The organism is Streptomyces sp. NPDC006458, from assembly GCF_040612135.1.
Classification (GTDB): Bacteria; Actinomycetota; Actinomycetes; order Streptomycetales; family Streptomycetaceae; genus Streptomyces.
The window spans coordinates 1-12,910 of sequence record NZ_JBEXPR010000027.1 but is presented as its reverse complement, the minus strand read 5'-3'; the positions used below and the strand labels follow the sequence as shown (position 1 = coordinate 12,910).

Genomic DNA, 12,910 nt, shown 5'->3' with positions numbered 1-12,910 from the left:
TGTGCGACGGGGATTCGGCGTCCAGGGGTGGGTATGCAGCACTGCGTGGCGGGCCTCGGGGGACGACGGGAACGGGAGCGGCGCCGGGTGCTGTCCGTGCTGGCCGCGGTGCTGCTGCTGGCCTGTGGGGGCTACTCGGTGTCCCAACTGGCGCGCGGCGGACTCGAACCGGCCGACACCGCAGGACTGTTGGGGCTGCCGCTCGGTGCGGCGGGACTGGCCGCCGCGGTGGCGGCGCTGCGGAAACCGTTGCAGGGCACCGACGCCGAACAGGTGCGGCAGTGGGCGGCGACGCTGGCCGTCCAGGTGCGGGTGAGCGAGGGCAAGTTGCGGCACCAGCTGCTCGGCGGCGACACCCGGCGGATCGACCTGCGCTACACGCTGCGGCCGGTGCCGGGCCGGGCGGCCGACTCCCCTTCGGCGGGCCGTACCTTCCGTGACTCCGGCGGTGCCGACCCGGCGCCGGACATCGCGGACTTCTTCCGTGCCACCGAGCCTCGGCGACTCGTCATCGCGGGGGCCCCCGGTTCCGGCAAGACGGTCCTGGCGCTGGAGCTGGTGCTCGCCCTGGCCACCGACCGCGCCGAGGGCGACCCGGTGCCGGTCCGTATCCCCATGGCCCAGTGGGACACCGCCCGCACGCTGCCGGAGCTCGTGGCCGAGCACCTCACCGGGGCGCTGGACTGGCCCCGGGAGATGGCGGAGCGGCTGGTGGCGCACGGCATGGTGCTGCCGGTCCTGGACGGCCTGGACGAGATGGATCCGCCGCGCGCGGACGGTTCCGCGGACCCGGCCGCCCCGCGCGCCCGCGCAGCCGTGCAGCATCTGAACGCCCATCAGCAGGGCCTGGAAGCGGGCCCGGTCGTCCTCACCAGCCGTGCGCCTGCTCCAGGAGGCCGCCCGCAAGGTCGCCGCCCTCGATGCCCTGCCCCGCCCCGTACGCCCCGACCGCGAACGCCCCCTTCCCGGCACCGTCCCGCCGGGCCGCCGACTCAGCTCGCTCCAGGAGGAGCTGCTGCTGCACGCCGACGGCCGTCGTACCGCCCGTGACCTGGCCTTCCGTACCGGACGTGGGGTCTACACCGTCGCCGTCGAGACGGCCCGGATGCTCGGCGAGGGCTTCCTGCAATGCGCCGACGGGTCCCCCGGGACCCCACTGCGGCTGCCGGCCGGCGACAGGCCCCTACGCCCCCTTCGCCCACGGGCGGCATCGCAGGCCAGGACGCCGGCTTCCCCGGCGGAGCCGACGCCACGGCCAGGAGCGGCCGCCCCCGAGTCCGCCTCCGAGAACCCGTGGCCCCTGCCGGCCCCGTTCCCGGCCCCGCCCGTCCCCGCCGCCGAGGACACCGTCGTACGACACCCCCCGCCACCCCCGTCGGCGCCGCCGGAACCGGGCCCGCCCGCTCTCACCGCCTCCGCACCCGCCCCCACCACCCTGCCCCGCCGCACCCCCGGCGCCAGCGGCATCACCGAAGCTCTCACCCCGCAGCAGAACGGGGCGAGTTGGAAGGGGTTCCTCCGCCTGTGGAGCGCGGATCGCCGCGTGCCGAGGCAGCCGGAGCACCGCGATCAGCAAAGGGAGGGTTGAGCACATGAACCACGAAGCGCTCGCGCTGGAGATGCGCGGGCTGCGCGAACGGGTGACCGGCATCACCGACACCGCCGTCGCGGCCGCCGACGGGCTGCTCATAGCGGCCGACACCGCCGACGCCATCGACCCCGAGGGCCTCGCCGCCCTCGCCGCGGCCGGCCTCGGACTCGCCCGCCGCACCGCGCTGGCCGGCGCCCGTGGCACCCTGCGCCGGACGGTGACCTACGGCAGCCACGGCTGCGCCGCGGTGTACGCGGTCGGCGACACCGCACTGATGATCGTCCTCGGGGACGAGGGCGTGGACGTGGACCGGTTGCACCGGGCCTCGCAGCCGACGCTCGACCGGATCGGCGACATTCTGACCTTCAAAGCCCCTGAGGGAGTGTGACCGATGGCCACCAAGCGTATGGGCGCCGGATTCTCGGACCAGATTCTGGGTCTGGTCAAGTCGCTGCGCGCGGACGCGCCCGACTGCGTCGCGGCCGGTGTCGTCGACATGTCCACCGGCATGCTGCTGTCGTACGAGACCGTCGACAACCATCCGCCGGAGGTGCTCGACCTGCTCGCGGGGGCGACCCTCGACCTGTTCCAGGGACGTACGGTCGTGATGATCGAGGACGTCTTCAAGGAGCGCCGCGGGATCACCAGCGACAACCACTTCTTCCAGGAGATCCTCGTCAACAGCGAGAACCTCACCCACCTGTTCGTGCGTATGAGCGAACAGCAGGACGTGGTCGCGGTGGTGGTCTGCCGTAAGACGGTCAACGTGGGCATGCTGTTCGCCCAGGTCAGGCGGGCCGTACGGGAGTACGGCCTGTGAGCACCCGGCCCTGCTGATCCGCACGGCCCGGTCCTCCTGATCGGCAGGCCCGGCACTTCCGAACCGCACGATCCGGCGGTGGGCCCACCCCATCCGGGCCCGCCGCCCGCCTCACCGACTTCCGCCCCATGTCACAAACGGAGGGGCTACGGAGTCTTGTGGGGTGAAGGCAGACGTCCATGTCGGGAGAGTGATGGTCATGCGGGTGTTCGTGGCGGGCGGAAGCGGGGTTCTGGGGCGGCGACTGGTGCCGCGGCTGGTGGCGCGCGGCCATGAGGTGACGGCCACGACGACGAGCGCGGCCAAGCTGGGCGAGCTGGCCCGGCTGGGCGCGGACGGCGTGGTCATGGACGGACTGGACGCGTCGTCCGTCGGCGAGGCCGTGGCCAGGGCGCGTCCGGAGGCGATCGTGCACCAGATGACCGCCATCTCCCTGACGCACGCCGGCAAGCCCGACATCAAGCATCCGGACCGCTGGTTCGCCCTCACCAACCGATTGCGCACCGAGGGCACGGACCACCTGCTGGCGGCGGCGGAGGCGAACGGCGTCTCCCATGTCGTCGCCCAGGGCTACGCCTCGTGGAACGGCATCCGCGAGGGCGGCTGGGTCAAGACGGAGGAGGACCCGCTGGACCTGCTGGAGGGGACGGCGGCGTACGGGGGACTGAAGGCGCTGGGCCATGTCGAGGACGTGGTGCTGAAGTCGGGTGGCGCGGTGCTCCGGTACGGCGCGTTCTACGGGCCGGGTGCCATGGACGACCAGGTCGTGCTGCTGCGCAAACGGCAGTATCCGCTGATCGGACGCGGAACCGGCTACAGCTCCTGGGTGCACTTGGACGACGCCGCGAACGCGACTGTGCTGGCCGTGGAGCAGAAGGCCAGGGGCGTCTTCAACGTCGTCGACGACGAGCCCGCCCCGGCGAGCGAGTGGCTGCCCCACCTCGCGGCCTGCGCGGGCGCGGGGCGGCCGATGCGGATCCCGGTGTGGCTGGGCCGGCTGCTGGCCGGGGACCAGGCGGTGGTGATGATGACGCAGGGACGCGGGTTCTCCAACGCCAAGGCCAAGCGGGAGTTGGGCTGGCAGCCGGACCGTCCGTCGTGGCGGGAGGGCTTCCGGGCGGAGTTGGCGTGACGCCCTTCAGGGGACGAGGTCGTAGGTGGACAGGGCGGTGTTGTCGAGCGTCGTGCGCGGAGTGGCACCGGCACCCAGGGGCGAGATCAGCGGATCGTCGATGCGATGCCCCAGCAGGTCGGCCGATTCCGCCATGCTGGGCAGGTAGTTGCGCCCGTTGCGGTTCATCCACCCCTCCCACAGCCGGTCCACATTGGCGTGGTGGAGGTAGAAGACGGGGTCGTTCGGTGAGGAGGCGGGTGCCATGTCGCCGCCGATCCACCGGTGCACCTGGTTGTGCAGCCCCGTACCGGTGAAGCCCTCCAAACGGCTGCGGAATCCACGGGAGTTCGCGAGCCAGGGGGCGAAGTCGTACGTGGTGAGGTCCGGGTCGCCGAAGGGCGGTGGCAGGGTGTTGAACGCGGCCCCCACGTCCAGGGCGTTCGGAAGGGTGGGCACCCCGCTCGCGAAGGCGCGCAGCAGACCCCTGTCCGTCTGGAGGAGGGCGGCGGAGGAGTTGGACGCCACGCGGACCCGGAAGCAGTTCGGATCACTGGCGACGAACGCGAACGGCCCGTCGGTCACCGGACCGCCCTGCCCGCCCATGCACTCCGGCTTCCAGATCAGCGCGGTCTCCGGAGCGGGCAGCGATCCGTCGATCGCCCAGTCCCAGTACGGCAGTCCGAAGGCGGGATCACCGAGTACGCGTTGGAGGTGCGCCTCCAGGAGATTCAGCATGAACCGGTGCCAGGGCAGGAAGACCGGCCCCCGATGCGCCGCGTTGCGCGTGTTCACGTTTCCGTTCGGGGGAACCGGCGTCATCATCGCCTTGTAGTGCCAGATGACGAACAGGTCGTACGTCCGTACCGGTGCGGGCGGCCCCGGAATCCCGAAGGCCGTGGTCTTGAGCGTCGAGTCCTCCCGCTTGAGGCGCATCACACCCTCGATGTAGGCGTCCCGGGCGGCGGGGTCGGTGACGATGTTCCTGCGTACGACAGCCATGTCAGGTGTCCCCCTCGTGGTCGTCGTGGTCGTCGTGGTGCGGTTGAGGACCCGAGTGGCTGTGGCCGCCGCCGGAGGGGTCGTGATCGTGGTGCTCGCCACCGGGATGGTGACCGCCGGGCTGAGCCCCGCCGGGATGGCCGCCACCGGGATGGCCGCCACCGTGGTGACCGGCTCCGTGGTGACCGGCGCCGTCGTGGTCACACTCCTCGTGGTCGCAACCGTCGTGGTCACCGCCCGGGAAGTCGTCCGGGAAGTTCTCGATCAGCGCCCGGATGGTGTCCGTCGCGGACCGGAACTCGTAGGTCGGCAGGGCGTGGCAGTGGACCTGGCCGTCGTCCGTCACGATGAGCGGAGCGTGGAGCGGCTCGCCGTCCACCGTGACCTCGTAGGTCGTCGTGACCACGATCCGATGGCCGCGGAAGTCGTCCTGCCGGATCGTCGTCAGGGGTCCGTGATGGTGCGGTTGCTCGGGCAGCTCCGCCAGGTAGTTCCCGAGAGTCGTCGGGTCGGCGGCCGCAGCCAGTTCCTCGGGAGTCACGAGTGGTTCCTCCTGCGCACATGGGGTCGGCGAGGCGGCGGGCCCGGCCGGTCAGTCGAACGGCGTGACTTGGTGGGCGACCGCACCCTCCGCCGGCGACCAGGAGATGTTCCCGCCCTGGAAGTGGCTGACGCGGGAGCCGCCGTTGCCCTGCTCGTCGGAACGGGGGTAGCGCAGGAAGCTGTTCTCCCAGCCCATGCCGGCCCAGCGGTCACGGATCGCGCCGTGCACCTCGTGGGCGCCGGTCTGCGGGGTCCAGTAGATCGAGCCGCCCTCGAAGTGGTTGAAGCGTCCGACACCGTCTGGGCAGGTCAGCTCGTCCGTCGCCGGATAGCCGAGGAAGCTGCTCGAACCGCCCAGCTGGGCGTACTTGACTCGGATGTCCCCATGGATCTCGTGCGCGCCTGTCCCGGGGGACCAGTAGATGGAGCCTCCCGTGAAGTCGCGTGACGCGCCGCGGCCGTCGGGGTTCGGCCCCTCGCCGCTGCCGGCTCCCGCGTCGAAGGGGGCGCCGATCCACTGGATCTGGTTCCACTTGTCGTCGATGGCGGTCATGTCGGCCTCCGGGTTGGCTGCGGGGGAGTCGGACCGACCCGCGCTGTGTGCGCGGATGTCGGCGGCTGCTGCTGCTTCGGGCACGGGCTTGTTCCGGGTGGTCGTGAGGTCACCGGGGACGGAAGCAAGCTGCTGTGGGGCCTGTGCGTGAGGCCTGGCCTGCGGTGGGGGAACAGTCACCGTCCAGCAGGCAGATTCACTTTCAGTGTAGGCACGCCACGTGAGGTCGGCCACCGCAGGACGCGTGGCATGAGGTGCGGCTCGAACGCGAGGGGGCCGGCGGATCGGGAATCCGCCGGCCCCTTGTGGCGCCGTTCGTCTACGTGGGTGTGCCGCCTGCGTCAGTACATGTGCCGCTCGCGTACGTCCCTGTCAGAACGCCTGCACGAAGTACGGCTCCACGGTCATCCAGCCGTTGCCCCGGGCGCCGTTGCGCGTGCCGTTGTCGGCTCGGGCCAGGGTGTACCAGGAGTCGACGTAGTCGGGGTCGTCCGTCCACCAGTCGTCGGGGATGGCGTCCAGGACGGCGTTGACGAGGGGGATGTAGGTGCCCTGGTCGGCGATGGTGAGCAGGACGGTGGCGATGGCCTTGGCGAGGTCGCGGTAGTTGGTGCTGCCGTCCTCCTCCATCATGACGGCGTCGGCGAGGTTGTACTTGTAGTTGGACCAGTTGACGAGGATCTGGTTCGGCCGGTAGACGACGCCGTCGTTGTCGAGGTACGGCATGTCGACGGGGTCGACGCGGACCTTGCCGTCCAGGCCGAAGCCGGTGACGAGGGTGTAGATCTCGGCGTCGCCCTTGACCCAGGGCTCCTCGTCGTCGGAGAGCCTGACCGCGCTGATGCGCGACGTCCAGAAGCCCTCGGCCGCGGCCGCTCCCTGGGTGCGCCGGGGGGCCTGCGCGGCGGAGGCCACGCCGTAGCGGTCGAGCTCCTCGTTCAGGACGTCCAGACCGGCGGCCAGGGCCTTGGAGGCGTCGATGTCAACGACGTACACGGGGTGCGAGGGAAGCTTGCGGGCGTCGAGCGCGTGGGCACGGCCGCGGCTGTCGTAGGCGGTGACGGTGGAGTCGTCGTCCGTGGTTGCCGCAGCCACCCAGGGGGTGGTCCCGGCGGCCAGGGCCGCGCGCATCGAGTCGTCACCGAGCCGGAGCCGCAGCAGCGAACCGGCCTTGGAGTCCAGGCCCTTGGCCGCCGCGATACGGCGGTCGGCGTCCGCCAGCGTGGACTTCAGGCTGCCTCGGGCCTGGCCGGCGAGCGAAGTGAGGGCCACTTCGGGGGAGTTGAGGGCCGCCGAGCGCACGCGGGCACGCCAGGACGCGTCGGTGAGCGAGGTGGCGACCGCGCGCGCGGCGCGGTTCTGGGCCGCGTCGACGGTGGAGGCGGGGGTGGGGGTGGCGGCGGCCGTGGCCGGCAGCGCGGTGAGGGTCTGGCCGACGCTCAGCGCGACGACGCAGGCCGCGACGGCGCCGAGGCCGCGGCGGTGGGGGAGACGAGGTCTCACGGAGATCGATCCTCCTGGGGGAGTGGTCGGTGTCGCCCTGTCAGATGGAGCCGTGAAGCTGGTCTATGCGGGTAGATTCCCGCGCAACAAAGAGCATGACGATGACATGACAGTCAGACAAGAGGGCATCGCGCCGCGGGAGGGTGAACATCCCGGGACGCGGGCGAGCCCACGGCACTCACGCGCGGGCCCGTGCCCCGCGGTCCTCCGCTCGGCGGCCCGCCGCGGTACGGATCGAGAGCCGCACCCGCACCCGCGCGTCGCTCGTCGCGACCGACGAACGGGCCGCTGCGGTGCGGGCGTTGGCCAACACGGGTCGCAAGCCGCTCGCCGAGAGTCTGGGGCTCTCGGCGGACGACGCGGACAACCCCTGGACCGGCACTTCGGTGGCCGTGACCGACGCGCTCGCGCTGTTTCGCGGCGAGTACGACCGCCGTCTCGCCGCACGCCGTACCGGTGAGGCCGCGGCCCAGCCGCGTCGCCGGGGATTCTCGTCCCGGCTCGCGCGAGGTCCCGACGAGCCACCGAGCCGACCGGCGGAGATGGCGGTGCGCTGTCCGTACTGCTTCGGCCGGTGGCGTACGACGAGAACAGTCTCTTCACCCGCGACCGAACGGGAAACCTGAGCCCGCTCTTGCCTGACCGCGCAACCGGCCCGCGCAGTGGGCGGATGCCTCGCGCGGGGCGTAGCAGTGGTGCACCGGTCCGGATGATGCCCCGTCACATGCCCACGTCCTGCCCGCCCTTCTTCGTGACCGCTGCGGGCAAGAAGCCCGAGGGCGAGGCGTACCCGGGCGGTGTGAGTCCTCGCCGGTGCCGGCGCCGCTGTCGCCGGTGTTCGCCATGACGGGAGTGCCGCGGTGAGCGCGTCCAGGGAGGGGTTCCCACGCGGCGGCCGGGGCCTTTGGACGCGACTGGACCCCGCCGACAGTTCGATACGTCGACGGGGTCCTCCAGGTGTCGCGGGTCAGGCTGGCAGGCCCACCGCCCGTTCGCCGCTGCGGCGCTGCTGGATGACGACCGCCACGACGAGCAGTGCGCCCTGGGCGACGTTCTGCCAGAAGGAGTTGATGCCTTCGACAGTGAGGCCGTTCTCCAGGCAGCCGAGCAGGGCGACGGCCAGCAGGGTGCCGCCGATGCCGCCCCGGCCGCCCTTCAGGGCGCAACCGCCGAGCGCCGCCGCGGTGATGGCCTTCAGCTCAAGGCCCTCACTGCCCGAGGTCGGCTGGCCCGAGCCGGTTCGCGCGGTCAGGAGGATGCCGGCGATGGCCGCGACGACGCCGATGAGGGCGTAGACGGCGATGAGGTACTTGTTGATGCGGATACCGGCGAGCCGGGCGGCGGTGTCGTTGCCGCCGATGGCGTACAGGTTGCGGCCGATGTCGGTGTAGGTGAGCAGGACGTGCACCGCCACGGCGACGAGCACCAGGATCCACACCATGACCGGCACTCCGGCGATCTTGCCGCGGCCGAGGAACACGAAGAAGTCGTCGTTGAGGACGTAGCCCTGCGCGCGGCCGTCGGACAGCAGCTGGGCGAGGCCCTTGTAGGCGGCGAGTCCGGCCAGGGTGGCGATGGTGGGGTTGACCCGGCCGTACACGATGACCAGGCCGTTGAGCACGCCGACGAGTATGCCGACGCCGATCGCGGCGACCATGCCGATCAGGGCGTTGGAGCCGGTGCTCGTGAACACCATGGCGCTGACCACGGAGGCCACACCGACCTGGGAGCCGACCGAGATGTCCAGACCGCCCGCGATGATGACCACCGTCTGGACGACGGCGAGCAGGCCGGTGATGGTCGCCGCCTCGGCGATGACCTGGAGGTTGGTCAGGCTGAGGTAGTTCTCGTTGAGGAAGCCGAACAGGGCCAGGACGACGATCAGGGCGCCGATCAGGCTGAGGTTCTGGCCGCCGACCCTGGCCAGAAGACCGGCGCGGCGCGGCGGCGGTTCTTCGGCGGGTGTGCCTTCGATGATCGGGTCGGGCGTGGCGGTGACGGTCATGAGGTGGCTCCGGATGCGGTGTCGGCCAGGTCGTCGGCCATGGCCAGGGAGAGGACGGCTTCTTCGTTGGCCGCGGCACGGTCGAGCTCGCCGGTGATGCGGCCGCCCTGCATGACGATCACACGGTCCGACAGGCCGAGAAGTTCGGGGAGTTCGGAGGAGATCACGAGAACGGCGACTCCGTCGGCGGCCAGGTCGGCGATGATCTGGTAGATCTCGGCCTTGGCGCCGATGTCGATGCCTCGGGTCGGCTCGTCGAGGATCAGTACCTTCGGCTTGCGGGCCAGCCAGCGGGCGAGAACGACCTTCTGCTGGTTACCGCCCGACAGGGTACGTACCTCGGCCTCCACCGAGGGCGAGCGGACCCGGAGCCGACGCGCGTACTCCTGGGCGAGCGACCGTTCGGCCCGGCGCCGAACGAGCCGGAACCGGCGCAGTCGGCTGAGGACCACGACGGAGGTGTTGTCGCGGATGGACCGCTGCAGGAACAGCGCCTGCGCCTTGCGCTCCTCGGGAGCGAGGCCGAGTCCGGCTCGGATCGCCTCGCGGGGGCGGCCGCCGTGCAGCCGGAGGCCGTCGACGGTGACCGTGCCGGTGCGGACGGGCCGGTCGCCGGCGAGGGCGAGGGCCAGTTCGGAGCGTCCCGCGCCGACCAGGCCGGCCAGGCCCACGACTTCGCCGGCCCGCACCTGGAAGGTGATGTCGGTGACGTCGTCGGTGGTGACGTCCGCTACGTCCAGCACGACCTGACCCGGCGTGTGGTGCTCGCGGACGAACATGGCCGACAGATCGCGGCCCACCATCATGCGGACCAGTCCGCGCTCGTCGATGTCACCGGCGTCCGCGACCCCCACGGAGCTGCCGTCGCGCAGTACGGCGATGCGGTCGGCAAGCCGGAAGATCTCCTGCATGCGGTGGGAGACGTAGACGATGGCGATGCCCTGGTCGCGCAACCGCTGGATCAGCGCGAACAGCGACTCGACCTCGTGGTCGGACAGCGAGGAGGTCGGCTCGTCGAAGGCGATCAGCCGTGGTGGGGTGTCGCCGGTCAGGGCCCGCAGGATCTCGACCAACTGGCGCTGCGCGGGAGTGAGTTCCGATCCCAGCAAGCGTGGGTCGAGGACGTCGGCGAAGCCCAGCCGGCGCAGGTCCTCCTCGGTCTGCCGGAGCAGCGCGGCCCGGTCGAAGAACCGGCCGGCACGGCGGGGCAGGGCCCCGGCGAAAACGTTCTCGGCGACGCTGACGTGCGGGATGATCTCCGGTTCCTGCGGAATGATCCGGATGCCCGCCGCCCGCGCCTCGGCCGGGGACCCGAAGGTCACGGGCTGGCCGTCGAGCAGCAACTCGCCCTCGGTGGGAGGGTGGTCGCCGGTGAGGATGCGCAGCAGGGTGGACTTGCCGGCGCCGTTCTCCCCCATCAGGGCGGTGACCTGCCCGGCGGGGAAGTCGAGCGTGACGTCGGCGAGCGCCTGCACGGCGCCGAAGCGCTTGCCGATGCCGCGCACGCCGACGACGGATCGGTCCGGGCCCGGGGAAGGCGGGCCGGAGCCCTGATCGGGGCTGCGGGTGAGACTCATGGGTTACCTCGGTAAATGCTCTCGGGAGTGCGCCCCGGCCGGTACAAGGGGACAGCGGGACGGCCGGGGCGCGATTCAGGGGCCGGCGGTGCGCTCACCGCCAGCCGTCACCCGCAGGTCAGCCCGCTCGACTTCCACGTCTTGGCGTCGACCATGGTCGTCGGGGCGAAGCCCTCGGCCGGGAACTTCTTGCCGTTCTTGAGCTGGTCGTACATGGTCTGCACGGCCAGCGCGCCCACGTCCTTGCCGTTGATGAACAGGGCGGCCTTCATGCCGCTGGGCTTGCCGGACGCCCACTCCTTGCACGCGAGGTAGGCGCCGAGGCCGACGCCGATGATGTTGTCCGGGGCGACGCCGGCGTTCTGCAGAGCGGTGACGCCACCGCTGACGTTCTCGTCGTTGCAGCCCCAGATGACCCAGTTCTTCACGGTCGGGTTGGCGGTGATCGTCGCGGCGACCTTGTCCTGCGCGCCGGTGGGCGTGTTGTCGGTGGCCACGTCGATCTTGCGGACGCCCGGCACGGCGGCGTCGAACGCGGCGCCGGCCGCCTTGACCCGGTCACCACACACGGTGACGTCCTGCTTCCACGCCGAGAGCACCCGGGTCTCGGACGCCTTCCAGCCGGCCTTCTTGTACTCCTCGGCGGCCCGCTTGCCGACCTCGCCGCCCATCTGCTCGCCGCTGAAGCCGATCCGGGGGACCAGATCGGTCTTGGAACAGGCGGCCGGGTCGGGGCCGGTGCTGCAGATCTGGTCGTCCGAGGTCAGCAGCGCGACCTTGGCGTCGCGCGCGGTCTGGACGACCTGCGGACCCACGGCCGGGTCGGGCACGACGACGATCAGGCCGTCGGACTTCTGCGCGATGGCGGCCTGCACCTCGCTGACGGTCTTGTTGGCGTCGTTGCCGAGGTTGACGACCTTCAGGTCGATACCCAGCTCCTTGGCCTTCTCCTTGGCTCCTGCCGCCTCACCGATGAAGTACTCCTGGTCGCCCTGCTTCTGAAGGTACGTCAGGGAGATCTCGCCGTCGGCCTTCACAGGGGCGGCGGCGTCGGTGGTCGTGTCCTTGCCGGAGGAGCACGCGGTGGTCAGGCCGAGCGCGAGGAGCAGGCCGGCGGCCGCGGCGGCGCGGGCGCGGTGGGATCGGTTCATGTGCAGGTTCTCCTTGAAAGCCGGCGCGCTCGCGCGCGGCCGGGGACGCCTGGCCGTGGGCGCGTTGCAGGGACGAGCGCTGTGCGAAAAGGTTTGGTGCAAACGGATCAGTGGTGCATTCGGCGCGGAACTGCGCCCCACCTGGGGGGTGCGCGTCTCAAAAATAAACATGTTCGAACGCGACGCGACACATCACACAGGTAGGCGGGGGTCTCGTCAAGAGGTTTGACGTGGATAAATGAGGCGCGCCCGCAGGAATGCGCTTTCTTCGGCCTCGCGTGTGAGGTGGGCCGCGAGGCTTGCCATGGCTGAGTGTTTACGTAAACATACAGGTGAGCGGTGATACCGCACGCCCTTCCTTGACGCACCTGGAGCACGCAGTCCATGGCCGAACTTGAGATAGACCGCACCGGTTTCCTGCTCGACGGAAAGCCGTTCCGTCTGCTGTCCGGTGGGCTGCACTACTTCCGTGTCCATCCGGACCAGTGGGCCGACCGGCTGCGCAAGGCGCGCCTGATGGGCCTGAACACCGTCGAGACCTACGTCCCCTGGAACCTGCACCAGCCGCGCCCGGACCACTTCGACCTCACCGGACCGCTCGACCTGCCGCGCTTCCTGGACCTGGCCGCCGAAGAGGGCCTGCACGTGCTCCTGCGGCCCGGCCCGTACATCTGCGCCGAGTGGGAGGGCGGCGGACTGCCCTCCTGGCTGCTCACCGAGCCCGACATCAGGATGCGCTCGCGCGACCCCCGCTTCCTCGCGGCCGTCGACGACTACCTCACTCGCCTGCTCACCCCGCTGCACGGCCACCTGGCCTCTCAGGGCGGTCCTGTGCTGGCGGTGCAGGTGGAGAACGAGTACGGCGCGTACGGCGACGACACCGCCTATCTGGAGCACCTGGCCGACACCCTCCGGCGAATCGGCGTCGACGTCCCGCTGTTCACCTGCGACCAGCCCGTCGACCTGGAGCGCGGTGCCCTGCCGGGAGTCCTGGCCACCGCCAACTTCGGCAGCCGCTCCGCCCAGCACCTCGCCGAACTGCGCACACGGCGGC

The 12,910-nt window shown here is 71.1% G+C and carries 13 protein-coding genes; 6 read left to right on the top strand and 7 right to left on the bottom strand.

The genetic code is table 11. The annotated features are described in order from the left end of the window. The first annotated feature begins 33 nt into the window (after positions 1 to 33). From ABZZ79_RS30320 to ABZZ79_RS30305, 4 genes are all read left to right on the top strand, one after another. Complete coding sequence (locus ABZZ79_RS30320; protein WP_356694130.1) at positions 34 to 1,050, top strand: NACHT domain-containing protein; 1,017 nt, start codon at positions 34 to 36, stop codon at positions 1,048 to 1,050. A gap of 542 nt (positions 1,051 to 1,592) precedes the next feature. Next, entirely contained in the window at positions 1,593 to 1,979 is a 387-nt protein-coding gene (locus ABZZ79_RS30315; RefSeq protein ID WP_356694128.1) for a roadblock/LC7 domain-containing protein, read from the top strand. Between the two features lie 3 nt (positions 1,980 to 1,982). Then, the gene (locus ABZZ79_RS30310; protein ID WP_356694126.1) at positions 1,983 to 2,411 is read left to right on the top strand and encodes a hypothetical protein; all 429 of its coding nucleotides are present in this window, start codon (positions 1,983 to 1,985) and stop codon (positions 2,409 to 2,411) included. Between the two features lie 193 nt (positions 2,412 to 2,604). Next, entirely contained in the window at positions 2,605 to 3,543 is a 939-nt protein-coding gene (locus ABZZ79_RS30305; protein WP_356694319.1) for an NAD(P)-dependent oxidoreductase, read from the top strand. A gap of 6 nt (positions 3,544 to 3,549) precedes the next feature. Here the strand turns inward: ABZZ79_RS30305 and ABZZ79_RS30300 are convergent, their stop codons facing one another. From ABZZ79_RS30300 to ABZZ79_RS30285, 4 genes are all read right to left on the bottom strand, one after another. Continuing rightward, positions 3,550 to 4,524 (bottom strand): tyrosinase family protein, encoded by a 975-nt coding sequence (locus ABZZ79_RS30300; protein ID WP_356694124.1) that lies wholly within the window; start codon positions 4,522 to 4,524, stop codon positions 3,550 to 3,552. Between the two features lies 1 nt (position 4,525). Further along, on the bottom strand, positions 4,526 to 5,065 hold the full coding sequence (locus tag ABZZ79_RS30295; protein ID WP_356694122.1) for a hypothetical protein: 540 nt from the start codon (positions 5,063 to 5,065) through the stop codon (positions 4,526 to 4,528). Positions 5,066 to 5,116: 51 nt separating this feature from the next. Further along, positions 5,117 to 5,704 (bottom strand): hypothetical protein, encoded by a 588-nt coding sequence (locus ABZZ79_RS30290; protein WP_356694120.1) that lies wholly within the window; start codon positions 5,702 to 5,704, stop codon positions 5,117 to 5,119. A gap of 288 nt (positions 5,705 to 5,992) precedes the next feature. Beyond that, on the bottom strand, positions 5,993 to 7,123 hold the full coding sequence (locus ABZZ79_RS30285; protein ID WP_356694118.1) for a DUF3103 family protein: 1,131 nt from the start codon (positions 7,121 to 7,123) through the stop codon (positions 5,993 to 5,995). A gap of 302 nt (positions 7,124 to 7,425) precedes the next feature. Between ABZZ79_RS30285 and ABZZ79_RS30280 the strand changes: the two genes are divergently transcribed. Continuing rightward, entirely contained in the window at positions 7,426 to 7,749 is a 324-nt protein-coding gene (locus ABZZ79_RS30280; protein ID WP_356694116.1) for a hypothetical protein, read from the top strand. A gap of 341 nt (positions 7,750 to 8,090) precedes the next feature. Here the strand turns inward: ABZZ79_RS30280 and ABZZ79_RS30275 are convergent, their stop codons facing one another. The 3 genes from ABZZ79_RS30275 to ABZZ79_RS30265 all read right to left on the bottom strand — a co-directional run bounded on the left by ABZZ79_RS30275 (position 8,091) and on the right by ABZZ79_RS30265 (position 11,856). Next, on the bottom strand, positions 8,091 to 9,128 hold the full coding sequence (locus tag ABZZ79_RS30275) for an ABC transporter permease (protein ID WP_356694114.1): 1,038 nt from the start codon (positions 9,126 to 9,128) through the stop codon (positions 8,091 to 8,093). Then, positions 9,125 to 10,705: a sugar ABC transporter ATP-binding protein gene (locus ABZZ79_RS30270; RefSeq protein WP_356694112.1), complete on the bottom strand. Its 1,581-nt coding sequence runs from the start codon at positions 10,703 to 10,705 to the stop codon at positions 9,125 to 9,127. Before ABZZ79_RS30270 ends, ABZZ79_RS30275 begins: the two co-directional genes overlap by 4 nt. Before the next feature lie 107 nt (positions 10,706 to 10,812). Next, the gene (locus ABZZ79_RS30265; RefSeq protein ID WP_356694110.1) at positions 10,813 to 11,856 is read right to left on the bottom strand and encodes a substrate-binding domain-containing protein; all 1,044 of its coding nucleotides are present in this window, start codon (positions 11,854 to 11,856) and stop codon (positions 10,813 to 10,815) included. A gap of 384 nt (positions 11,857 to 12,240) precedes the next feature. Here ABZZ79_RS30265 and ABZZ79_RS30260 point away from each other — a divergent pair. Continuing rightward, a partial coding sequence (locus tag ABZZ79_RS30260) for a beta-galactosidase (protein WP_356694108.1) occupies positions 12,241 to 12,910 on the top strand: 670 nt, incomplete at its 3' end.